This is a genomic window from Bradyrhizobium sp. P5_C12 (assembly GCF_054049735.1).
Genome location: NZ_JBFULU010000046.1, coordinates 20945 through 44220 on the forward strand (window position 1 = coordinate 20945; position 23276 = coordinate 44220).

Below are 23276 nucleotides of genomic sequence, written 5' to 3' on the forward strand. Positions count from 1 at the left end.
GACGCATGGCGAAGTTACCTGCGAGCATCAAGGCCCGCACGCGGGAGGCTGCCAAATCGATCGGTGGAAGCCTGATCGGGGCCGCCACCGTCGCCATGCTGCGCACCACGCGCTATTTCGATCCGGTCAAGACCTCGGACTTTTTCGCGCGCGCCGTGAAGCTGATCGGCCCGCGCCTGCGCGAGCATCGCATCGGCCGCGCCAACCTCACCGCCGCTTTTCCGGAGAAGTCGCCGGAAGAAATCGAAACCATCCTGATGGGCGTCTGGGACAATCTCGGCCGCGTCGGCGCCGAATTCGCCCATATGGACCAAGTCTGGGATTACGACCGCGATCATCCGGAGAAGAGCCGGATCGAATTGCCCGAGCGCGGCATCGAGCTGTTCGACCAGATCCGCGACGACGGCAAGCCCGCGCTGATCTTCGCTGCGCATCTGGCCAACTGGGAATTGCCGGCGCTCGCCGCCGTCGCGCATGGGCTGGACACCGCGATCCTCTATCGCCGGCCGAACATCGCCTCCGCCGACCGCATTATCCAGGAGATGCGCCAGGTCAACATGGGCACGCTGATCCCTGCGGGTCGCGACGCGCCGCTGCGGCTCGCACAGGCGCTGAAGGACGGCAAGCACGTCGCCATGCTGATCGACCAGTATCTGACCGGCGGCGTCGAGGTCACCTTCTTCGGCCGCAAGACCCGCGCCAATCCGATGCTGGCGCGCCTCTTGCGCCAAGTCGAATGCCCGATCCACGGCGTCCGCATCATCCGCCTGCCCGGCAACCGTTTCCGCGGCGAGCTGACCGAGGAGATCAAGCCGGTGCGCGATGCCGACGGCAAGATCGACATCCAGGGCACGACCCAGGCGATCACGAGCGTGGTGGAGAGCTGGGTGCGCGAGCATCCGGAGCAGTGGCTCTGGCTGCACCGCAGGTGGCGGTAGTTACGCCGTCATTGCGAGGAGCGAAGCGACGAAGCAATCCAGAGTCTCACCGCGGAGAGATTCTGGATTGCTTCGCTTCGCTCGCAATGACGGCCGCGGCCCCTCACCGCCCCGTCTTCACCTTGGTCCAGAGCCGGTTGATCACCCGCTGCGTCGCCGGCTCGCGCGCCGTGATGACGAACAGCTTTGCGAGCGTCGCCTCGTCCGGATAGATGTTCTTGTCGCCTAGAATCTTCGGATCGACCAGCTTCTGGCTGGCGAGATTGCCGTTGGCGTAGGACAGGAAGTCCGAGTTCTTGGCGGCGACGTCGGGACGGTAGAGATAGTTGATCAGTTCGTAGGCTTCCTTGACGTTCTTGGCGTCCGCGGGGATCGCGAGATTGTCGAAGAACATCTGCGCGCCCTCCTTCGGGATGGCGTAGCCGATCTCGATGCCGCCTTTGGCCTCAGCCGCGCGGGCGCGGGCCTGCATGATGTCGCCGGACCAGCCGACCACGAAGCAGATCTCGCCGGTGGCGAGCGCGCTGAGGTATTCGGAGGAGTGGAACTTGCGCACCGAAGGGCGAACTTTCGCCACCACATCGGCGGCCTTCTCGAGGTCAGCCTGCTTGGTCGAGTTCGGATCGAGCCCGAGATAGTTCAGCGCCGCCGGGAAGATGTCGTCGGCGGAGTCGAGCATGTGCACGCCGCAGTCTTTGAACTTGGCGAGGTTCTCCGGCTTGAAGACGATGTCCCAGCTGTCGATCTTCGCGACCGCGCCCAGGATCTGCTTCACCTTGGCGACGTTGTAGCCGATTCCGGTCGTGCCCCACATGTAGTTGGCGGCGTAGACATTGCCGGGATCGTAGATGGCGAGACGCTGCGTCACCACCGGCCAGGCATTGGCCAAGTTCGGCAGCTTCGACGTGTCGAGCTTCTGGAAGATGTTGGCCTTGATCTGGCGCTGGAGGAAATAGGCGGTCGGCACCACGACGTCGTAGCCGGACTTGCCGGCCATCAGGCGCGTCTCCAGCGTCTCGTTGGCGTCGAAGGTGTCGTAGACGACCTTGATGCCGGTCTCCTTGGTGAAGGCCTCAAGGACGTCTGGCGCCATGTAGTTGGACCAGTTGTAGAAGTTGACGACGCGCTCCTCCGCGGCCGCATGTTGTGAGAGGAACGTCAGCGCTGCGGCGATCGCGAGACCAAGGCCAAAGCGAGGGCGGCGGACGTTCATCATCATCTACCTCTTCCGGCGCACCGCATCCGACAGCCGCTCCAATGCGGTGTCGAGGGTCTGGTCCTTCTTGGCAAAGCAGAAGCGGACCACCGAGGTCACGGGGTCCTGCTCGTAGAAGGCCGAGACCGGGATCGCCGCGACCTTGTAGTCCTTCACGATCCGCCAGCAGAACTCGGTGTCGCTCTCGTTGAGCCCGAGCGGCGACAGGTCGACGGTGAGGAAGTAGGTGCCCTGCGACTTCAGCACGGGGAAGCCGAGGCTTTCGAGGCCCTTGGTCAGGCGGTCCCTGCTCCGCGTCAGATCCTTGCGCATGGACAGGAAGTAGTCGTCGGACTTGCCGAGACCGTAGGCCACGGCGGCCTGGAGGTTCGGCGCGGTGGTGAAGGTCAGGAACTGGTGCACCTTGGCCGCGACGCGCAGCAGCGGCGGCGCGGCGCAGACGAAGCCGATCTTCCACCCCGTCAGCGAGAAGATCTTGCCGGCCGAGCCGACCTTGATGGTGCGCTCGCGCATGCCGGGGATGGTGATCAGCGGGATGTGCTTGTGCTCGTCGAAGGTGACGTGCTCCCAGACCTCGTCGCAGATCGCGATGACATCGAACTCCTGGCAATAGCGCGCCAAGAGCTCGAGGTCCTCGCGCGGATAGACCACCGCGGACGGATTCAGGGGATTGTTGAACAGAACCGCCTTGGTCTTTGAATTGAAGACGCTTTTCAGCATGTCCTCATTCAGCCGCCAGTGCGGCGGCTCGAGCCGCACCAGGCGCGGGATGCCGCCGGCCTGGCGGATGATCGGCAAATAGGAATCATAGACCGGCTGGAAGCAGACCACCTCGTCGCCGGGCTGCACCACCGCGAGGATGGCCGAGGTCAGCGCCTCGGTGCCGCCGGAGGTCACCATCACCTCGCTCATCGGATCGAGCTTGAGGCCATGCCAGTGGCCGTAATGGGTCGCGATCGCCTGGCGCAGCTCCGGCAGGCCCATCATTGACGGGTACTGGTTGTAGCCGTTGAGCGAGGCGTCGGCCGCGGCGCGGCGGATGTCCTCAGGCCCGGGATCGTCGGGAAAGCCCTGGCCGAGATTGATGGCGGCATTGTCGCGCGCGGCCTGCGACATCGCCTCGAAGATGGTGACGGGAAGGTCGGCGAAGACCTTGTTCAGGGAGGAACTCTTGGTCGTCATCGCGAGGTCAGCCACCGACCTTGCTGGGAAGACCCGCCGCTTTCCACCCCAACATGCCGCCGGCCAGATGCTTGTCGTAGGGAAGGCCGGCCGCCTGCGCCGCGAGCGAGGCCGTCACCGAGCGTTTTCCCGAGCGGCAGGCGAACACGACCTGCTTTCCTTGCGGATCCGGGATCGCCTTGGGATCGAAGGTCGAGAGCGGAACCACGACGCCGTAGGGATAGGCTTCGGCTTCGACCTCGTTCGGCTCGCGGACGTCGACGAGCAGATAGCGCCCTTCCTCGACACCCTTGGAGACCTCGTCCGGGGTCAGATCCTGTACCTGGTTTGCCACATCATCCTCCAACGTCCGCGCCTTGAGCCGGGGCGATCCCGACGGGGCGCAACCTCGCCTCTCGGCAGGCGAAAATCAAGCGCTACAAAGGCTTGAGCCGCGCGGCGCAAGTTAAAGCTAAATCGCAGCGACTTGAAGCGCAGCTTTCGGGATGCCTGAAACTCCTGCTTCGCATCCCACCACGCGCTCGGTGTCATTCCCCGCGAAAGCGGGGAATCCAGTACGCCGCGTCCTATCGATTCAACCACAACTGTCTCGGAGTACTGGATCGCCTGGTCAAGCCGGGCGATGACAGCGGTGGCGCTAAATCGTCACCTGCGTTCCGACCTCGACCACGCGGCCGCTCGGGATCTGGAAATAGTCGGTAGCGTCGTTGGCGGAACGGCTGAGCGAGATGAACAGGCGGTCCTGCCAGCGCGGCATGCCGGAATGAGCGGCGGGTTTCAACGCCCGGCGCGACAGGAAGAATGAGGTCGACATGATGTCGAACTGCCAGCCGAGCTTGCGGGCGATCGCCAGCGCCTTCGGCACGTTGGGCGATTCCATGAAGCCGAACTTGAGCGTCACCTTGGAGAAGGTCGGGCTGATCTGCTCCAGCTTGACGCGCTCGGCCGGATCGATCCGCGGGGTCTGCGCGGTCTCGATGGTGAGAATGACATTCTTCTCGTGCAGCACCTTGTAGTGTTTCAGACTATGCATCAGCGCCGTCGGCGCGCTGAGCGGATCCGAGGTCAGGAACACGGCGGTGCCGGGCACGCGCTGCGGCGGCCGCTTCTCCAGCATCGCCACGAGGTCGGCGAGCGGGAACTCGAGCTTGCGCGACTTCTCGAACAGCAGCCGGCTGCCGCGCCGCCACGTGTACATCAGCATGATCATCAGCGCGCCGAGCGCGAGCGGCACCCAGCCGCCCTCGACCACCTTGAGCAGGTTCGCGGACAGGAAGGTCAGGTCGAGGAACAGGAACGGGACGATCAGGGCGGCGGCGGTGAGCGGCGACCATTTCCAGACCTTCCAGACCACGACAAAGCCCATCATCGCCGTGACCACCATGGTCCCGGTGACGGAGATTCCGTAGGCCGAGGCGAGCGCGCTGGAGGAGCGGAACAGCAGCACCAGGAGCACCACCGCGACCAGCAGCAGCTGGTTGATGCGGGGGATGAAGATCTGGCCGGAATGGGCTTCAGACGTATGGCGAATTTCAAACCGCGGCAGCAGCCCGAGCTGAATCGCCTGGCGCGTCAGCGAATAGGCGCCGGTGATGACGGCCTGGCTCGCGATCACGGTCGCCATGGTGGCCAGCACGACCATGCTGCCGCGAACAAAACCTTGCGGGAAGAGCTGGAAGAACGGGCTCACGATCGCGCCGGGGTCGCTGAGCACGAGCGCCCCCTGCCCCAGATAGTTCAGCGCCAGCGACGGCAGCACGATGAACAGCCAGGCGACCTGGATCGGTTTCTTGCCGAAATGGCCGAGGTCGGCATAGAGCGCCTCGGCGCCGGTGACGGCCAGGAACACCGCGCCCAGCGTCACGAAGCCGATGATGCCGTGGTGAAGCATGAACGACACCGCGTAGAGCGGGTTCAGCGCGAACAGCACCTGCGGCTGCTCGATGATCGGATGGATCGCCGCGGCCGCGATCACCGCGAACCAGACGCACATGATGGGGCCGAAGAACGCCGCCACCCGGGCGGTGCCGCGCGACTGCACGGCGAACAGGCAGACCAGGATCACCACGGTGAGCGGCACGATGTAAGGCTCGAAATGCAGCGTGACGTCCTTCATGCCCTCGATCGCCGACAGCACCGAGAGCGCCGGCGTGATCACGGCGTCGCCGTAGAACAGGGCGCCGGAGATGATGCCGAGCAGGACGATGGTCGCCCCGCCGGTGCCGACCGCGCGCTGGGCCAGCGCCATCAGCGCCAGCGTACCGCCCTCGCCATTGTTGTCGGCGCGCAGCAGGATCACGACGTATTTGAGCGTCACCACGACGATGAGCGCCCACAGGATCAGCGAGAGCACGCCGAGCACGGCCGCCGGCGTCGGCACCCCCTCCGCGCCCGAGGCCGCCATGACGGCTTCGCGGAACGCGTAGAGCGGGCTGGTGCCGATATCGCCATAGACGACGCCGATGCTGCCGAGCGTCAGCGCGCCGAAACGGGCGGTGGTGTGGGCCTCGCCATGCCCATTGGCCGCCGTCGTTTCCGGGGCGGAAATCGCTACGTCACTTGTCATGGGAGAGCCTGAAGGCCTCTAAAAATGCTTCACTGCACAACGGCGGAAGAGCGCGCGGCTTATAGTCCTGCGCTGCCGGCATAGCCTAGCCCGTTTCTGGGCCATCGCCATGCGAAATTCGCATGGGTCCGCCCATCGCGTTCAAATAATGACCTGCGTGCCAACTTCAACCACCCTTCCGGTCGGAATCTGGAAATAGTCGGTGGCGTCGTTGGCGGACCGGCTCAGCGCGATGAACAGGTGGTCCTGCCACAGCGGCATGCCCGACTGCGCCGACGCCTTCAGCGACCGCCGCGACACGAAGAACGACGTCGACATGATGTCGAACTGCCAGCCCTGCTTGCGCGCGATCGCGAGCGCCTTGGGGACGTTCGGCTGCTCCATGTAGCCGAAGCGCAGGCGGACCTTGAAGAACTTGTCGCTGATCTTCTCCATCCGGAAACGCTCCGACAGATCAACCCGCGGCGTATGCGCGGTCTCGATGGTCAGGATCACATTGTGCTCGTGCAGCACCTTGTTGTGCTTGAGATTGTGCAGCAGCGCGGTCGGCACGAATGACGGATCGCTGGTGAGGAATACGGCCGTGCCCTTGACGATGTGCGGCGGCCGCTTCTCCAGGCTCCGGATCAGATCGTCGAGCGGCACCTCGATCCGGCGCGTCTTCTGGATCAGAATGCCGGTCCCCTTGCGCCAGGTCCAGATCGTCCCTGCCATGGCCGCGCCGAACAGCAGCGGCACCCAGGCGCCTTCGAGCAGCTTCAACAGATTGGCGCTGAAGAAGGTCATGTCGACCACGACGAAGGGCATGATCACCGCCGCAGCCGTCGCGGCGCGCCAGTTCCACAATTTCCAGATCACGATGAAGCCCATGATGCCGTCGGCGACCATGGTGGTGGAGACCGCGATGCCGTAGGCCGAGGCAAGGTTGCTGGGAGTGCGGAACAACAGCACAAGCAGCATCACACCGATCAGGAGCAGCCGGTTCACGCGCGGCAGATAGATCTGGCCGGCGTGGGTCTCGGAGGTGTAGCGCACCTCGAAGCGCGGCAGGAGGCCGAGCTGCACCGCCTGATAGACCAGCGAATAGGCGCCGGTGATCACCGCCTGGCTCGCGATCACGGTCGCCGCGGTCGCCAGTCCGACCAGCGGCAGCACCAGATATTCGGGCACCATGCGGTAGAAGGAGTGCTCGATCGCGCTGGGATCGGACAGCACCAGCGCGCCCTGCCCGAAATAATTGATCAGGAGCGAGGGCAGCACGAAGAACATCCACGCCGACTGGATCGGCTTGCGGCCGAAATGGCCGAGATCGGCATAGAGCGCCTCGCCGCCGGTCACCGCCAGGAATACGGCGCCCAGCGTCACCAGGCCGATCGTGCCGTGCGACAGCAGGAATTGCACCGCGTAATAGGGATTGATCGCAGCCAGCACCGTCGGGTCGTCGGCGATGTGAACGATGCCCATCAGCGCGATGCAGGTGAACCAGACCACCATCACCGGCCCGAACGCGGAAGCCACCAGCGCGGTGCCCTTGCTCTGGACCGCGAACAGCAGCGCCAGGATGAGGACGGTGAGCGGCACGACGTAGTGCTCGAAGGCGGGCGTGGCGAGCTTCAGGCCTTCGACCGCCGACAGCACCGAAATCGCCGGCGTGATCATGGAATCGCCGATAAACATGGAGGCGCCGACCACGCCGAGCGCCATCAGGAACCAGCTTCGCCGCCCGAGCGCGCGCTGGCCGAGCGCCATCAGGGAGAGCGTGCCGCCCTCCCCGTTATTGTCGGCGCGCAGCAGCAGCAGAACGTATTTGGCGGTGACGACGATGAACAGCGCCCACAGGATCAGCGAGAGCACGCCGAGCACCATGACCCGCGACACCGGCTCGCCATGGGCCGCGCCCCTGACCGCCTCGTGAAACGCATAGAGCGGCGAGGTCCCGATGTCGCCGAAAACGACGCCAATGCTCCCGAGCGTGAGGGACCAAAAACCGGAAGTGACCGGCCCGTCCTGGGTCTCGGTCGATGTGATGCTCGCCGTCATGTGGGTGGAAAACGCTTCGTCCCTGGAATTGATCCGGCGCCTTTTGACGCTTCCGGCGCGCCTGTCAATCGGCACCCCACCATAGCAGGCGCCGCGGCAGATGCTGTGACGGCGTGGCCACGTTCGTCGCCCTCGCGACGACATGCCTCAGGTAAAATGGTAACGCAAGTGCCCTAGGGCTTCAGATTCGGCGGCAGCGGCGGATCTTCGCGCATCAGGGTGATGGTCACACGCCGGTTGGCGGCGAGCGAGGGATCGTCCGGAAACAGCGGCTGGGTGTCCGCCTTGCCGGCGACGGCGAAGATGTGCGACGGCGGCAGGCCCTCGCGCTCGAGGATCTGGCGCACGGCATTGGCGCGGTCGGCGGACAGATCGAAGGCGCCGTAATCGCTGCGGGTCGGCACGAAGCCGGCCGCGGTGTGGCCGGCGATGGAGACGCGCAGCGGCGTCGCCTTGAGTGGGATCGCGAGCTTCTCGATCAGGCGGCGGGTGCGGTCGTAGGGCACCTTGGAGCCGTCGGCAAACATCGAGCGGCCGTCCTGGTCGACGATCTCGAGGTTGAGGCCCTGCTTGGTCTCCTCGAACATGATGTGCTTGGACATCTCGGTCAGTTCCGGCATGTCCTGCAAGGCCTGGCGCAGCGAGGCGGCCGCGAGCGCGAAATTGCGGTCGACCTTGATCTTCGCGCCCGAGGTGCGGTCGCGATCCTCCTGGTCCGGGGTCGGCGTGTTGGAGGCGTCTTCGGGCTGGATGTGGTCGACGTTCTTCAGCCGCGGCCGCGTCGGCAGGCCGTCGGACTCGACGATGCCGGCGTAGCGGGCTTCGCTCTGCACGCCGAAGGCGTCGCGCATCGAGCCTGCGACGATCTTCAGCTTGTTGGCGTCCTGCGTCGAGAACGCGACGAGCATCACGAAGAAGCTCATCATCAGGCCCATCAGGTCGGCGAAGGTCACGAACCAGCCGTGACCGCCTCCGTGCGCATCGCCGCGTTTCTTCTTGGCCATGACCTAGATCCCGGTGCGCGCGATCAGGCCGGCACCGGCTCGCCCTCGGCGTGGCGATGCTTCTCCGGCAGGTAGGCCAGCAGCATTTCGCGCACCAGCGTCGGGCTCTTGGAGTCGCGGATCATCAGGATGCCGTCGATGATCAGCGTGCGGTTGGTTTCCTCGTCGAGCAGCTTGCCGTGCAGCTTGTCGGCGATCGGCAGACAGAACAGGTTCGCCACAAGCGCGCCGTAGAGGGTGGCGAGCAGCGCGGTCGCCATGAACGGGCCGAGCTTGGAGGGGTCGGTCATGTTGGCGAACATCTGCACCATGCCGATCAGCGTGCCGATCATGCCGAAGGCCGGGGCGCAGTCGCCGATGGCGCGGTAGATCTTGCTGCCCTCGTCCAGGTGCATGAGGAAGTTGTCGCGGTCGCGCTCGAGATTGTCGCGGATGAAATCGAGGTCGTAGCCGTCGGCGACGTAGCGGATGCCCTTGGCGAGGAAGGGCTCGTCGGTCTCGACCTTTTCCAGGCCGACCGGGCCCTGCTTGCGGGCGATCTCGGCGATGCGGGCGAGCTCGTCGACGAGGTCGTGCGCCGACAGCCGGCTCATGGTGAAGGCGAACTTGGCGCCGAGCGGAAGGCCGTGCATGAGCGCGCTGAGCGGAAAGCGGATCATGGTAGCGGAGATCGAGCCGCCGAAGATGATGATCATCGCATGTTCGGAGATGAACATGTGGAGGTCGCCACCCATGAAGATCATTGCCGTAATGACGATGATGCCCGCAATGAGCCCAACGCTCGTCATGATATCCATGGGAGACTCCAACGCGAACGCAACAACGGCCATCCTGGCCGGTGGCGCAGTCCAACCCCGAACCGCATCGAAAACCCTAGTGGGCCGCGATTAAAGACGCGTAAAGGTTAAGTTGAGCCGGTGCGCCAGGCCGGCGCAGCGCGCCGAAAGTCCGCAGGACTTGCCGGCTGCCGGTGCGAATCTCAACGTTTTGCTAACCATAACGGGCGCGCTAGGACAGGCCCGTCAACTCCAGGCTGAGCGCACGCAGGCGCCTGCGCGCGTCGGCATCATAGGCCTGCGGATTGGCGCGCGCCTCGTTCATGCCGTTGAAGAACAGGCCGCTTCGGCCCGCGACGTCGTCGCCCTCGACCAGGTGCAGGATCGCCGCGCCGCCCTGCTCCACTGTCGAGATCGGCGCGATGCCGCCGGCACGCACCATCGTCGTGTTCATGTAGGTCGCCGGATGCAGGGAGTTCACGGTGATGGCGGCGCCCTTGAGCTCTTCAGCCAAATCGACCGTGAACATGATCTGCGCGAGCTTGCTCTGCGCATAGGCGCGCGATCCGCTGTAGCCCTTCGTGATCATGACATCTTCGAAATCGATYGGATGCTGGCCGAGCGAAGCGACGTTGACGATGCGCGACGGCGCCGCGGTTTTCAGCAGCGGCAACAACAGATGAGCGAGCAGGAAGCCGGAGAGATAGTTCACGGCAAAGCGCAGTTCGTGACCGTCGCCGCTGACCTGCCGTTGCGGACCGTCGTTCTGCGAACCGATGCCGGCGTTGCTGATGAAGACGTCGAGACGCCGGTGATCGCGCTTCACGGCCTCGGCGAGCGCACGCGTAGCTGCCATCGACGACAGGTCGGCCTGGTAAAAAGTCGGCGCGGCGTGGCCGGCCTGCACGATTTCGTCGATCAGCGTCTTGGCGCGCGCTTCGTCGCGGCCATGGATCAGGACCGTTGCACCGTCTTCGGCCAGCCGGCGAGCGACGTAGCGGCCGACGCCGTCGGTCGAGCCGGTGATCAGGACCGTCTTGTCATTCATCTTCATCGTACGCCCTCCGACTGCGGCCCAGCGCCACATCCGCGACGAGGGATCATGCAGTATTCTGTGGCCCTGCGGCACGCTCATGGCAGGAGCCAACGCAATGTTGACGCTGTTCAGTCTTCTCACCGCGCTTCCCGCGGTGCTGGCGCTCCACCTGCTCGAACCCGAGCTTGTCCTGCCGGTGTTCAGCGCCCTGCTCTTTGTCGAGGCCGCCTTCGCCGTCATCCTGGCGCGTCTGCTTCACGTCCCGGACGATGTGGAAGGCATTACCCTGTGGGATCTTGCCGGAGGCTTCACCCTGATCGGATGCGCCGCCGCAATGTTCGGCGAGCCGGATCAGGCCGCCCTGTTTCTGACGGAACAAGGCGACCCACGGCCGGCGTCGCGGCCGTAGATCGTGCAGTCGCGCCGTCAGTGAATCTCTGCCGAGCGTTTCAGCGCGGCCTTCAGCTTCTCCAGCGAGAAGTCGGGGCTGCGGGCGATCTCCGGGATCGGCGTCTCGCGGCGGCCGCAGAGCTCGGCGCCTTCGGACAGCTTTACGGCCACGTCGAGCGGGATCACGACTGCACCTGGCCGGTGAGATCGTCGGACTTCACGGACCTCGCGTACCGCAACCTTTGCTTGAGTTTGAACGACGACAAGGTAAAATCTCTCACTCGAACGTGATCGCCTTGCGAGCTGATCGGCAACCAAGGATGCCCGCGTCCCGGGCCGGACCTTGAACCTTCTCTCGCCGGCTCGGACCTATCGAATGCGGCGGCACACGTTCCGTCACACCAACCAGACTGGCTTCAAAGGAGCTGCAAATGGTCGAAAAGACGTCCGAGGCAAATCCGGCACATCAAGAGACTATCAAACCCAGCGATCCCGCACAGGCGAAGGCCCCGGTCGCAGCGCTGAATGAGGTGCTGCCGGATGATCAACTCGACACGGTTTCGGGCGGTGCGTGGCCGCTTACCATCTCGAAGTATAACACTGGCGCCGGCGGCTAGTCGCCTTCAACCCAGGAATGCCATGCTCAATGCCGGCCAGACGAGGCCGGCATCTCCGCTGACGCCATTCCCTGATGCCCAAGCGGCCAGCGTGAAGCTGGCATTGGTTCTCCGCCAAGCGGATCCTGCCCGCTCGGCTTGATGATCGCTTTTTGCCGGACCGGACCGGCGGGAGGTCAGCCATGGCCTCGCCATCAGGGCACAGCGGAATTCATCCCTGCCCTGATTGCGGCAGCGTGCGAGCCTCCTCTCCCCTGGCTTAGTGAATCTCCGCCGAGCGCTTCAGCGCGGCCTTCAGCTTCTCCAGCGAGAAGTCGGGGCTACGCGCAATCTCGAGGATCGGCGTCTCGCGGCGGCCGCAGAGCTCGGCGGCCTCGGGCAGTTTTGCGGCGATGTTCAGCGGGATCACGATGGCGCCGTGCTGGTCGGCATGGATAAGATCGTCGGACTTCACGGTCATGCCGGCGACGCGCACCTCGCCGCCAAAACTCTCGGCATGCACCCAGGCATGCGACGGGCCGATCGAACCGGCGAGCGCCTGGAAGCCCGGGGCCCATTGCGGGATGTCGCGGATCGAGCCGTCGGTGATGACGCCGAGGCAGCCGAGCGCCTTGTGGACATTGCTCTGCACCTCGCCCCAGAACGCGCCATAGCCGACGTCGGGGCCGTCGATGTCCTGGATCACCGAGATGCGCGGACCATGGCCGGTGCCGACATATTCGTAATAGTCGATGCGGCGCCTGGACTGCTCTTCCGGTGCAAGCGAGGATTTCAGCACCGAGCGGATCGCGACCGTGCGGGCATAGCCGACGATCGGCGGCAGGTCGGGGAACGGGCAGACCAGCTGCTTGGTGGTGTAGCCGATCAGCCGGCGCTCGGGCGCCACGATCTCCATGGCGTTGCAGATCGTCGGGGTGTCATAGCGGCCCAGCGCTTCGAGGACGGAAGCGGGCAGCGGCCCGGTCGCGGTATCAGTCACGGCGTTCTCTCCCAGATTGGCGGCTGATTGACGCGATGCCGCCGACACAGGGCGATATAGCCGAGATCGGGCCTCGACCCAACTCAGCAAGCTCTCATGGCAGATATCCGCAGGTTGCGCTCAGTGCAGCCGTCCGGGCCGGTCGTCTTGCGGCGGCTCCGACAGGTTCGCCAATGTCGGCGCCGAAGGCGGCGACGGGACTTCGCCGCCGGTAGGCGCAGCGGCTTCCATCGCCCGCGCCTGGTCGCGATAGGATTTGTAGCCGAGCGGCAAAGCGAGCAGATACAGCACCGTGCCGATCGACAGCACGTGCCAGGGATAGGCGATCAGGATAGCGATGAAGACGATCACCGCGACGAACGCCGGCAGCACCAGCTCGGGCGCCACGCGCATGCGCTTGGTCTTGCCGGAGAACACCGGCAGGCGCGACACCATCAGGAAGGCGATCAGCAGCGTATAGGCCGCCGTCACCGCTGCGGGCAGCCGACCGAGATCGAGAAACGCGACGTAGATCGGCAGCAGCACCGTGATGGCGCCGGCCGGCGCCGGCACGCCGGTGAAGAAATTGGCGGCGAAGGCCGGCTTGTTGGGATCGTCCATGGTGGCGTTGAAGCGCGCGAGCCTTAAGCCCCCGGAGATCGCGAACACCATGGCGGCGATCCAGCCGGCATTGCCGAGCTCGTGCAACTGCCAGAAATACAGCATCAGCCCGGGCGCGACGCCGAAATTGACGAAGTCGGCGAGGCTGTCGAGCTCGGCGCCGAACTTGGACTGGCCCTTGATCATGCGTGCGATGCGGCCGTCTATGCCGTCGAGCGCGGCTGCGAACACGATGGCGTAGACGGCGAGCGACATCCGCCCCTCGATCGACAGCCGGATCGACGTCAGGCCGGCGCAGATCGCCAGCAGCGTAATGACGTTGGGCACCAGCATGCGCACCGGGATCGGGCGGAACCGCCGGCGGCGCACGTCGGGATCTTTGAAGTCATAGGGCGTCATGTGGCTCGTCCTCACCTTAAGGCGAGATATAGCAAGCCGCTTTCCCCTCCGCCATCGCGGCGGAAGGCCCGTTATACCGACTTAATGGTTAATTGGCGCGATAGGCGCGGTTCGGGTCATCCTCGGCAAGGTCGGCCAGGATCGTCTCGCCGGCAATCGCGGTCTGCCCTTCCGAGACCAGCGCCTTGGTGCCGACGGGCAGATAGACGTCGAGCCGCGAGCCGAACCGGATCAGGCCAAACCGCTCGCCGGCGCCGACCGTCTGCCCTTCCTTGACGAAGCAGACGATGCGCTTGGCAACCAGGCCCGCGATCTGGATCACGCCGATCCGTGCCGTGGGCGTCGAGATCACCAGCGAATTGCGCTCATTGTCCTCGCTCGCCTTGTCGAGCTCGGCATTGATGAAGAGGCCGGGACGGTAGGCGATGCGGTCCACCCTGCCCGCCACCGGGCTGCGGTTCACGTGACAGTTGAACACGCTCATGAAGACCGAGATGCGCGGCAGCGGCCGGTCGCCGAGCCCGAGCTCGGCCGGCGGCAGCGCCATGGTGATCATCGACACGCGCCCGTCGGCCGGCGACACCACGAGCCCCTCGCGCACCGGCGTCACCCTGACGGGGTCGCGGAAGAACAGCGCGCACCACACGGTGAGGATGGTGCCGATCCACCCGAGCGGCGACCACAGCCAGAACAGGACGAGGCTTGCCAGCGCAAAGCCGCCGATGAAGGGATAGCCCTCCTTGTGGATCGGCGGGATCTGGCGCTGGATCGAATCGAGAATGGACATCGCTATCTGCCGCTCAGGGGTTGATGGCGCGGGTCGTCTCGCGCGGTGGAGTTGTTTAGGCCAGAGTTGGGACCGGAGACAAGGTCACTCCGCGGCCGCGGGCGTCGTGAGGACGTCCTTGACCGGCGGCGGCTCCCGGTTGGGCGCCTCGCTGCTGTCGGCGATCCTGGCCAGCTTCTCGCGCGCGGCCTCCGCCTCGCGCTGCCTGTTCCACATGCTGGCATAGAGACCGCCCTGCGCGAGCAGGCTGGCGTGGGTGCCGCGCTCGGCGATGCGGCCCTGGTCCAGCACGATGATCTCATCGGCGCCGACGATGGTCGAGAGCCGGTGCGCGATCACGAGCGAGGTGCGGTTTTTCGCCACGCGGTCGAGCGCGCCCTGGATCTCGTGCTCGGTGTGGGTGTCGAGCGCGGAGGTGGCCTCGTCCAGCACCAGGATCGGCGGCGCCTTCAGCACGGTGCGCGCGATCGCGACGCGCTGCTTCTCGCCGCCGGACAATTTCAGGCCGCGCTCGCCGACCTGGGTCTCGTAACCCTTGGGCGCCATGCGGATGAAATTATCGATCTGCGCCAGCCGCGCCGCCTGCTCCACGTCCGCGTCGCTCGCGTCCCAGCGGCCGTAGCGGATGTTGTAGCGGATGGTGTCGTTGAACAGCACGGTGTCCTGCGGCACCATGCCGATCGAGGCGCGCAAGCTGGCCTGCGTGACCTCGCGGATGTCCTGGCCGTCGATCAGGATCCTTCCGCCGGAGATGTCGTAAAGGCGGAACAGAAGCCGCGAGATGGTCGACTTGCCGGCGCCGGAGGGACCGACGATCGCGACCGTCTTGCCGGCCGGGACCTCGAAGCTGATACCCTTGAGGATCGGGCGCGCCGGCTCATAGGCGAAGCGCACGTCCTCGAAACGCACGATGCCGGCGGAAACGACCAGCGGCTTCGCATCGGCCACGTCCTTGATCTCGGCCTCGCGTCCCAGCACGTTGAACATCTTCTCGATGTCGATGATCGCCTGCTTGATCTCGCGATAGACCATGCCCATGAAATTCAGCGGCTGGTAGAGCTGGATCATCATGGCGTTGACCAGCACGAAATCGCCGACCGTGTTGGTGCCGTTGCGCACGCCGATCGCGCACATCAGCATGGTCGCGGTCAGCCCGAACGTGAAGATCACGGCCTGTCCGGTGTTGAGCACGGCGAGCGACGTATAGGAGTGGACGCTTGACTCCTCGTAGCGCGCGACCGAGCGGTCGTAACGCTGCGCCTCGCGCGCCTCGGCGCTGAAATATTTGACGGTTTCGTAGTTGAGCAGCGAGTCGATCGCCTTGGTGTTCGCCTCGGTATCGGACTCGTTCATCCTGCGGCGGATGCCGATCCGCCACTCGGTCGCGATGTAGGTGTAGTACATGTAGACCGCCACCGTGATCAGCGTCGCCAGCACGTAGCGCCAGTCGAACTGCCAGAGCAGCACGGCCATCAAGAGCGAGACCTCGACGATGGTCGGGATCAGCTGGAGGATCACCATGCGCACGATCACCTCGATGCCCTCGCGGCCGCGCTCGAGCACGCGTGTCAGGCCGCCGGTCTTGCGCTCCAGGTGGAAGCGCAGCGAGAGCTCGTGCATGTGGATGAAGGTGATGGTGGCGAGCTTGCGCACCGCGTGCATGGCCACGCGCGCGAAGATGCCGTCGCGCCATTGCGTCAGCACCGCCATCACGATGCGCATCACACCGTAGCTCGCGGTCAGCAGCAGGGGCGAGGCGATCACCCAGAGGTGCCAGTTGTCGGGCAGCACCGGCGCGGTATTGGCGCCGGTCAGCGCGTCGGTCGCCCATTTGAAGCTGAACGGAACCGTCAGCGTGATCAGCTTGGCGGCGAGCAGCAGCACCATCGACCAGACCACGCGCATTTTCAGGTCGAAACGGTCGCCCGGCCAGATATAGGGCCACAGATGCGCCAGCGTGCCCATCAAGGTGGCCCGCTCCAGCGGTCCACCGGCTGGCTCGGGCACGTCGGGGCCGTCGAACGAATGAGGTTGATCCATCAAGAAGCCTGAAGGCCCGCCGGATGCGGGCCGCGTTGCGATTAACGATTTTCGCTTGTCATATAGAAGCTTCCGGGGGCGAACGCACCCCGCCAGATGGCGAATCCTCGATTGTTTGTCGCCATTTACCGGTAGATTTCCGGGTGCTCCGAATCACCGATTGGACTTGACGCCCCTTCGCTGCAATGCATCATGGCACCAATGAGCACGATCAAAACCGTCTGTGTCTATTGCGGCTCCGGTCCCGGAACCAATCCCAACTTCACCGAAGGCGCCAAGGCGTTCGGCAAGGCGCTCGCCGAGAGCAACATCCGCCTGGTCTATGGCGGGGGTTCGCTCGGCCTGATGGGCGCGGTCGCGACCTCCGTGCTCGATCACGGCGGCACCGTCACCGGCATCATCCCCGACTTCCTGCGGATGCGCGAGAACGCGCTGACCCGCGTGCAGGAGATGATCGTCACCCCCGACATGCACGAGCGCAAGCGGCTGATGTTCGAACGCTCCGACGCCTTCGTGGCGCTGCCGGGCGGCGTCGGCACGCTCGAAGAGCTGGTCGAGCAGATGACCTGGAAGCAGCTCGGCCGTCACGCCAAGCCGGTGCTGCTCGCCAATATCGACAATTTCTGGGAGCCGCTGTTCTCGCTGCTGTCGCATATGCGCCAGACCGAGTTCATCCGTGCCGGGCTTTCGATCGACATCCTCAAGGCCGATCGCGTCGAGGACATTTTGCCGAAGCTGAAGGCGGCCGCGGCCCAGATCGGCGAAGCCGAGAAGAACCTGGCGCCGGAAGTCGCGCGCAAGCTCTAGCGCCCTACTCCGACGGAAACGTCACGGCCTCGATCCGGTTGCCGTCGGGATCGACGACGAAGGCCGCGTAATAGCGTACGCGGTCGTGCGGGCGGATGCCCGGCGCGCCGTCGGATGCGCCGCCGGCCGCAAGGGCTGCGGCATGAAACGCATCGACCTCGCTTGTCGTCTTCGCCCGCAGGCAGATGTGCACGCCGCTCTCCGGCGGCACCCGCTGCATGCCCTCGCGCAGATTGATCCAGAATTCGGGATAGGCCTTGCCGAAGCCGACCGTCCGCGGCCGCGTGACGAGCCGCGCGAGCCCGAGGGCTGTGAGCGCGGCTTCGTAGAATGCGGCAGAGCGATCAAGGTCGCTGACGCCGACGGAGATGTGGTCGATCATTGGTCTCGCTCCCCCTCCTCGCTCCCGTAGCCCGGATGAGCGAAGCGACATCCGGGGAAAGCTATCTCCGCAGCGTACACTGCCCCGGATATCGCTTCGCTCATCCGGGCTACATCTTTGCCCTACGCCGGCGCCCCCGACTTCACGAGCTTGTAGATCACCGAATCCATCAGCGCCTGGAACGAGGCGTCGATGATGTTCGGGGACACGCCGACCGTGGTCCAGCTGTCGCCGTTCTCGTCCTCGCTCTCGATCAGCACGCGCGTGACCGCGCCGGTGCCGCCGTTGAGGATACGCACGCGGTAATCGATCAGCTTCAGGCCCTCGATGTATTTCTGGTACTTGCCGAGATCCTTGCGAAGCGCGACGTCGAGCGCGTTGACGGGACCATTGCCTTCGGCCGCCGAGATCAAATGCTCGCCGGCGACGTCGACCTTGACCACGGCAAGCGCGACGGTGACGCGCTCACCGATCGCGTTGTAGCGCTGCTCGACATTGACGTCGAACTGCTCGACCTCGAAATATTGCGGCACCTTGCCGAGCGTGCGGCGCGCCAACAGATCGAACGAGGCGTTGGCGGATTCATAGGCGTAGCCCGCCGCCTCGCGCTCCTTCAATTCCTCGACCAGCCGCGTCAGCTTCGGATCGCTCTTCTCGTAGGCGATGCCGGCGCGGTCGAGCTCGGCGATGACGTTGGAGCGGCCGGCCTGATCGGACACCAGCACCTTGCGGTGGTTGCCGACCAGCTCCGGCAACACATGCTCATAGGTCTGCGGATCCTTCAGCACGGCGGAGGCATGGATGCCGGTCTTGGTCACGAAGGCGCTCTCGCCGACATAGGCGGCATGCCGGTTCGGGATGCGGTTGAGCATGTCGTCGAGCGTGCGCGAGACCTTGACGAGGGTCGCGAGCTTCTCCGGCGTGACGCTGATCTCGAAGGCGTCGGCGAATTCCTGCTTCAGCTTCAAGGTCGGGATCAGCGAGCACAGATTGGCGTTGCCGCAGCGCTCGCCAAGGCCGTTCAGCGTGCCCTGGATCTGCCGCGCGCCGGCGCGCACCGCGGCGAGCGAATTCGCCACCGCCTGCTCGGTGTCGTTATGGGCGTGGATGCCGACGTGATCGCCGGGAATGTGCTTCGTCACCTCGGTGACGATGCCTTCGACCTCGTTCGGCATGGTGCCGCCATTGGTGTCGCACAGCACCACCCAGCGCGCGCCGGCCTCATAGGCGGCTTTCGCGCAGGCCAGCGCGAAGCCCGAATCTTCCTTGTAGCCGTCGAAGAAGTGCTCGCAGTCGAGCATCACCTCGCGGCCGGCGGCCTTCGCGGCCGCGACGCTGTCGCGGATCGAGGCGAGGTTTTCTTCCCTGGTCGTCTCCAGCGCGACGCGCACCTGATAGGCCGACGACTTCGCAACGAAGCAGATCGCGTCGGCTTTTGCTTCCAGAAGCCCGGCCACGCCGGGATCGTTGGAGACCGAGCGCCCCGCCCGCCGCGTCATGCCGAAGGCCGTGAAGCGGGCATGATTGAGCTGCGGCCTGGTGCCGAAGAACTCCGTGTCGGTCGGATTGGCGCCGGGATAGCCGCCCTCGACATAGTCGATGCCGAGTTCGTCCAGCATCGCGGCGATGATTTGCTTGTCGGTCAGCGTGAAATCGACGCCATTGGTCTGCGCCCCGTCGCGCAGCGTGGTGTCGAACAGATAAAGACGCTCCTTGCTCATTGCGGTGCTCCGGGCGTCTTCTGCATGGTGGTGTTGGCGAGCCACTCGCCGTTGACGGTGACGGTGTTGCGCTGCTTGGGCGAGTAGCCGCGCTTGGCGAAGAAGCCCTGCGCGGTGTCGCTGGCATCGACCGTCAGGCTGGTCGCGCCGCGGCCGCCGGCGAGCTTTTCCAGCGCGTCGACCAGCATCGTCGCAACGCCCTGCCCGACCACGGCCGGATGCACATACAGCATGCGGATGTGGTCGTTGCCGCGGAGCGACGCGAATCCGACCGGCGACCCATCCAGCGTCGCGATCAGCGTCAGGTCGGCAGCGAGGTCGCGGCCGAACGCCTCGTCGTCCGCCGCCGCCATCCAGGCGTCCTGCTGCGCCTCGCTATAGTCGTCGCCGGTCAGCTCCTCGATGCTGGCGGCGAAGATCGCGGCGAGGATCGGCACGTCGTCCGGCAGGAACGGCCGCAACGCCGGCTTTGGGAACGCCTGTGCCATCACGCGAGCTCCCAGGTCGTCACCGGCTTGCCGTCGGCATCCTTGCCGTCCTTGAGCACGACGCCCTTGGCGACGAGCTCGTCACGGATGCGATCGGACTCCTTGAAATCCTTTCGCGCACGCGCGGCAGCGCGCTCCGCGATCAGGCGTTCGACGTCCTTGGCATCGATACCGCTCGCCTGCTGCTTGCGCCCTTCCCACTGCGCGGCGCTCTCGGAGAGGAAGCCGAGCAGCCGCAACGATCCCGCCAGGGCGCCCACATTGCTGCTACGCAGGCCGTGCAGCGCCGCGATCGCCAGAGGCGTGTTGAGGTCGTCGAGCAGCGGCTCGACCACGGATGCATCGGGCTTGTCGGACTCGACGTCGGCAGCAACGCGATACCAGTCATCGAGCGTCTTGGCGCTCTCCTCCAGCGACTTCATGGTCCAGTCGATCGGCGAGCGGTAATGCGTCTTCAGCATGTTCAGACGCAGCACCTCGCCCGGCCAGTCCGCGAGCAATTCGTGGATGGTGACGAAGTTGCCAAGGCTCTTCGACATCTTCTCGCCTTCGACCTCCAAGAAGCCGTTATGCATCCAGTAGTTCGCCATGCGCTCCTGGTGGAAGGCGCAGCAGGTCTGCGCCACCTCGTTCTCGTGATGCGGAAACACGAGATCGATGCCGCCGCCATGGATGTCGAAATGCTCGCCGAGATGCTTCCAGGCCATGGCCGAGCACTCGACGTGCCAGCCCGGGCGGCCGGGCGCGGCGATGCCGGCCGGCGACGGCCATGACGGCTCGCCCGGCTTCGACGGCTTCCACAGCACGAAGTCGGTCGCGTCGCGCTTGTACGGCGCGACGTCGATGCGGGCGCCGGCGATCATCTCGTCCAGCGAACGTTTCGACAGCGCGCCATAGCGCGGCAGGGCGGAATTGGCCGCGTTCATCGCCTGCGGCGAGAACAGCACGTGGTCCTCGGCGACATAGGCGAAGCCGCCTTTGACGAGCCTTTCGATGATCTCGCGCATCTCGCCGATATGCTCGGTCGCGCGCGGCTCGACGCTCGGCCGGAGCGCACCGAGCGCGTCGACGTCGGCATGAAACTGCTTGCCGGTCTGCTCGGTGACCTTGCGGATCGCCTCGTTCAGCGGCAGGCCGGGGAAATCACGCGCGGCGCGGTCGTTGATCTTGTCGTCGACGTCGGTGATGTTGCGGACATACTTGACGTGCGCCTCGCCGTAGAGATGGCGCAGCAGCCGAAACAGCACGTCGAACACGATCACCGGCCGCGCATTGCCGATATGGGCGAAGTCGTAGACGGTCGGTCCGCAGACATACATGCGGACGTTCTTCGCATCGAGCGGCACGAAGGTGCGCTTGTCCCGGCTCAGCGTATCGTAAAGACGCAATTGCATATGGATACCCATCGGCTGTTGGCCGGGCGTCCAGTGCTCTCAATGGTTTTGAGAAAAGACGGCTCCAGCCAGCGAATCGCTAGCTCGTAATCTCGCGGCAAATGGCGCAAATGGCGAGGAGACCGTTCATGCGGCGACATATGGGCTATGAGGCGGCCCCGCGTCAAGAGAGCCGCGAAAATGCCGTTTTATCTCCGCAACCAGGGCCCGCCCCGCCTTGATGGTTCATCATCCTTAACCTTTTGAGTTTATTCGGAAGCTGGCGGTTCCCTTAAGCCTCCGGTGCATCATGCGACCCCTGCTCGCACTCGTTTCCTGTGCCTCCCTCATCGCGGCATCCAGCGCATTCGCCGAGACCCGCGTTTTCATCATCGCCAACCAGGCCGACGGCTACGGCATCGACCAGTGCCTGGCCAAGGGCGAGAAATGCGGCGCGCAGGTCGCGCGCACCTACTGCCAGTCGCGGGATTTTGCCCAGGCCTCGGCCTACCGCCGGGTCGATCCCGACGAAATTACCGGCTCCGTCCCCAAATCCGGCGCAAACTGCTCCCATGGCCATTGCGACGAATATGTCGCAATCACCTGCCAGCGCTGAATTCCCTCGGAGCTGGCGGACCTTAGGCCCAATCTTTGGCCCCGGAAACGACGTGACGATGCCGCAGGAAGCGGCTATTGGAGGGCGCGCTTCGGCCTCCCAAATCACACTGGGCCGTGACCTCGCTAGAATGGCGGATATGCCTGAATTTCTGTCTCTGTCCCGTCCTCGCTTCATCTCCGCCTGCGCCGCGCTTCTGAGCACGTTCGTGCTTGCCACGGGCGCTCTTGCGCAGGCCGGCCCGCCCGGACCGGCGCCGGCCCAAAACGGGCTTGGGCCGAACCCGATGTGCGCGCGGCTGGAGGGACAACTCGCCGGGCTCGATCGCGGGGCGAGCGGCGATCCCGCGCGCGACGACCAGATCCGCCGCTATCAGGAGTCCCAGACCCGCCAGCAGGCCGAGCTCGACCGGGTCACCATGCAGGCCAAGCGCATGGGCTGCGATTCCTCCGGCTTCTTCTCGCTGTTCAACGGCCAGTCGGCGCAGTGCGGCCCGGTCAACACCCAGATCCAGCAGATGCGCGCCAATCTGGACCAGATCACCGGCAATCTCGAGCGCTTGCGCGGCGGCGGTCYCGGCGGTTTCAGCCCGGAGCGCGACAGCCAGCGCCGCTCGGTGCTGATGGCGCTCGCGCAGAACAATTGCGGCCCGCAATACGCCAACGCCGCGCAGTCGCAGGGCGGCAACTTCCTGACCAATTTGTTCGGCGGCAACAACGCCAATAATCCGCAAGGCGTCCCGCCCTCCGATCTCGGCCCGCAATCGGGCACCTATCGCACCGTGTGCGTGCGCAGCTGCGACGGCGCCTATTTCCCGGTCTCGTTTGCGACCGTGCCGGCGCGCTTCCCCGACGACGAGAAAACCTGCAAGGCGCTGTGCCCGGCGGCTGACGCCTCGCTCTACACCTATCGCAATCCCGGCGAGGACATGAACTCCGCGGTCTCCGTCAGCGGCCAGCCCTACTCGGCTTTGCCGACCGCCTTCAAATTCCGCAGCGAGTTCAATCCGTCGTGCTCCTGCAAGGCCGCGGGTCAGAGCTGGGCCGACGCGCTGAAATCGGTCGACGACAAGGCCGCCGCCGAGCAGCAGGGCGACATCATCGTCACCGAGGAGAGCGCCAAGAAGATGCAGCAGCGGCAGCTCACCAAGGGCGCGCCTGCGCCTGCCAATGCCAAGAAGGGCACGGCTCCGCCGCCAGCGACCGCCAACGCGCCGGCGGCAGCGCCGCCCGCGGATACCGGCCCCGCGACGTCGTCCTCGGAGAACAAGCCGATCCGCTCGGTCGGGCCGAGCTTCCTGCCGCAGCAGCAGAAGTAGC

At 65.3% G+C, this 23276-nt stretch carries 22 protein-coding genes and 1 pseudogene; 6 read left to right on the forward strand and 17 right to left on the reverse strand.

Going from position 1 to position 23276, the window contains the following annotated elements:
• The first annotated feature begins 5 nt into the window (after positions 1–5).
• Positions 6–938 (forward strand): lipid A biosynthesis lauroyl acyltransferase, encoded by a 933-nt coding sequence (locus ACXJMY_RS30345; RefSeq protein ID WP_456623022.1) that lies wholly within the window; start codon positions 6–8, stop codon positions 936–938.
• A gap of 103 nt (positions 939–1041) precedes the next feature.
• Here the strand turns inward: ACXJMY_RS30345 and ACXJMY_RS30350 are convergent, their stop codons facing one another.
• The 8 genes from ACXJMY_RS30350 to ACXJMY_RS30385 all read right to left on the reverse strand — a co-directional run bounded on the left by ACXJMY_RS30350 (position 1042) and on the right by ACXJMY_RS30385 (position 10776).
• The gene (locus ACXJMY_RS30350; protein ID WP_456623054.1) at positions 1042–2154 is read right to left on the reverse strand and encodes a polyamine ABC transporter substrate-binding protein; all 1113 of its coding nucleotides are present in this window, start codon (positions 2152–2154) and stop codon (positions 1042–1044) included.
• Between the two features lie 3 nt (positions 2155–2157).
• Positions 2158–3336 (reverse strand): aminotransferase, encoded by a 1179-nt coding sequence (locus ACXJMY_RS30355; RefSeq protein ID WP_456623023.1) that lies wholly within the window; start codon positions 3334–3336, stop codon positions 2158–2160.
• Between the two features lie 7 nt (positions 3337–3343).
• Positions 3344–3670 (reverse strand): rhodanese-like domain-containing protein, encoded by a 327-nt coding sequence (locus tag ACXJMY_RS30360; RefSeq protein ID WP_166816950.1) that lies wholly within the window; start codon positions 3668–3670, stop codon positions 3344–3346.
• A gap of 303 nt (positions 3671–3973) precedes the next feature.
• Entirely contained in the window at positions 3974–5902 is a 1929-nt protein-coding gene (locus ACXJMY_RS30365; protein WP_456623024.1) for a potassium transporter Kup, read from the reverse strand.
• 141 nt (positions 5903–6043) lie between these two features.
• Entirely contained in the window at positions 6044–7942 is a 1899-nt protein-coding gene (locus ACXJMY_RS30370) for a potassium transporter Kup (protein ID WP_456623025.1), read from the reverse strand.
• Between the two features lie 173 nt (positions 7943–8115).
• Positions 8116–8946, reverse strand: coding sequence for an OmpA/MotB family protein (locus tag ACXJMY_RS30375; protein ID WP_014496126.1), 831 nt, complete (start codon positions 8944–8946; stop codon positions 8116–8118).
• Between the two features lie 23 nt (positions 8947–8969).
• Positions 8970–9743, reverse strand: coding sequence for a motility protein A (locus ACXJMY_RS30380; RefSeq protein WP_456623026.1), 774 nt, complete (start codon positions 9741–9743; stop codon positions 8970–8972).
• Positions 9744–9954: 211 nt separating this feature from the next.
• Positions 9955–10776 (reverse strand): SDR family NAD(P)-dependent oxidoreductase, encoded by an 822-nt coding sequence (locus ACXJMY_RS30385; protein ID WP_456623027.1) that lies wholly within the window; start codon positions 10774–10776, stop codon positions 9955–9957.
• A gap of 97 nt (positions 10777–10873) precedes the next feature.
• On the opposite strand from ACXJMY_RS30385, the gene ACXJMY_RS30390 reads away from it, so the two are divergent.
• Positions 10874–11167: a hypothetical protein gene (locus ACXJMY_RS30390; protein ID WP_456623028.1), complete on the forward strand. Its 294-nt coding sequence runs from the start codon at positions 10874–10876 to the stop codon at positions 11165–11167.
• Between the two features lie 17 nt (positions 11168–11184).
• Here ACXJMY_RS30390 and ACXJMY_RS30395 read toward each other — a convergent pair whose 3' ends face one another.
• Positions 11185–11334 (reverse strand): hypothetical protein, encoded by a 150-nt coding sequence (locus ACXJMY_RS30395; protein WP_456623029.1) that lies wholly within the window; start codon positions 11332–11334, stop codon positions 11185–11187.
• Between the two features lie 245 nt (positions 11335–11579).
• Here ACXJMY_RS30395 and ACXJMY_RS30400 point away from each other — a divergent pair, with 245 nt between their 5' ends.
• Complete coding sequence (locus ACXJMY_RS30400) at positions 11580–11765, forward strand: hypothetical protein (RefSeq protein ID WP_456623030.1); 186 nt, start codon at positions 11580–11582, stop codon at positions 11763–11765.
• A 259-nt stretch (positions 11766–12024) separates the two neighbouring features.
• Here the strand turns inward: ACXJMY_RS30400 and ACXJMY_RS30405 are convergent, their stop codons facing one another.
• The 4 genes and pseudogenes from ACXJMY_RS30405 to ACXJMY_RS30420 all read right to left on the reverse strand — a co-directional run bounded on the left by ACXJMY_RS30405 (position 12025) and on the right by ACXJMY_RS30420 (position 16570).
• Entirely contained in the window at positions 12025–12744 is a 720-nt protein-coding gene (locus ACXJMY_RS30405; protein ID WP_456623031.1) for an RraA family protein, read from the reverse strand.
• 120 nt (positions 12745–12864) lie between these two features.
• On the reverse strand, positions 12865–13743 hold the full coding sequence (locus tag ACXJMY_RS30410) for a CDP-alcohol phosphatidyltransferase family protein (protein ID WP_456623032.1): 879 nt from the start codon (positions 13741–13743) through the stop codon (positions 12865–12867).
• Between the two features lie 88 nt (positions 13744–13831).
• Positions 13832–14557, reverse strand: a pseudogene (locus ACXJMY_RS30415) (phosphatidylserine decarboxylase); the annotation flags it as partial.
• A 57-nt stretch (positions 14558–14614) separates the two neighbouring features.
• A complete protein-coding gene (locus ACXJMY_RS30420; protein WP_456623033.1) occupies positions 14615–16570 on the reverse strand; it encodes an ABCB family ABC transporter ATP-binding protein/permease in 1956 nt (651 codons plus the stop codon).
• 201 nt (positions 16571–16771) lie between these two features.
• Between ACXJMY_RS30420 and ACXJMY_RS30425 the strand changes: the two genes are divergently transcribed.
• A complete protein-coding gene (locus ACXJMY_RS30425; RefSeq protein WP_456623034.1) occupies positions 16772–17377 on the forward strand; it encodes an LOG family protein in 606 nt (201 codons plus the stop codon).
• A 4-nt stretch (positions 17378–17381) separates the two neighbouring features.
• Here ACXJMY_RS30425 and ACXJMY_RS30430 read toward each other — a convergent pair whose 3' ends face one another.
• The 4 genes from ACXJMY_RS30430 to cysS all read right to left on the reverse strand — a co-directional run bounded on the left by ACXJMY_RS30430 (position 17382) and on the right by cysS (position 21362).
• Entirely contained in the window at positions 17382–17759 is a 378-nt protein-coding gene (locus ACXJMY_RS30430; protein WP_456623035.1) for a VOC family protein, read from the reverse strand.
• Positions 17760–17881: 122 nt separating this feature from the next.
• Positions 17882–19480 carry a citramalate synthase gene (gene cimA / locus ACXJMY_RS30435; RefSeq protein WP_456623036.1) on the reverse strand — a complete coding sequence of 533 codons (1599 nt, stop codon included), beginning with the start codon at positions 19478–19480 and terminating at the stop codon, positions 17882–17884.
• Complete coding sequence (locus tag ACXJMY_RS30440) at positions 19477–19968, reverse strand: GNAT family N-acetyltransferase (protein WP_456623037.1); 492 nt, start codon at positions 19966–19968, stop codon at positions 19477–19479. Before ACXJMY_RS30440 ends, cimA begins: the two co-directional genes overlap by 4 nt.
• On the reverse strand, positions 19968–21362 hold the full coding sequence (gene cysS / locus ACXJMY_RS30445) for a cysteine--tRNA ligase (RefSeq protein ID WP_456623038.1): 1395 nt from the start codon (positions 21360–21362) through the stop codon (positions 19968–19970). The genes ACXJMY_RS30440 and cysS overlap by 1 nt, the downstream gene beginning before the upstream one ends.
• 289 nt (positions 21363–21651) lie before the next feature.
• Between cysS and ACXJMY_RS30450 the strand changes: the two genes are divergently transcribed.
• Positions 21652–21957 (forward strand): hypothetical protein, encoded by a 306-nt coding sequence (locus tag ACXJMY_RS30450; protein WP_456623039.1) that lies wholly within the window; start codon positions 21652–21654, stop codon positions 21955–21957.
• Between the two features lie 130 nt (positions 21958–22087).
• Complete coding sequence (locus ACXJMY_RS30455; protein WP_456623040.1) at positions 22088–23275, forward strand: DUF2865 domain-containing protein; 1188 nt, start codon at positions 22088–22090, stop codon at positions 23273–23275.
• Position 23276: the final 1 nt, after the last annotated feature.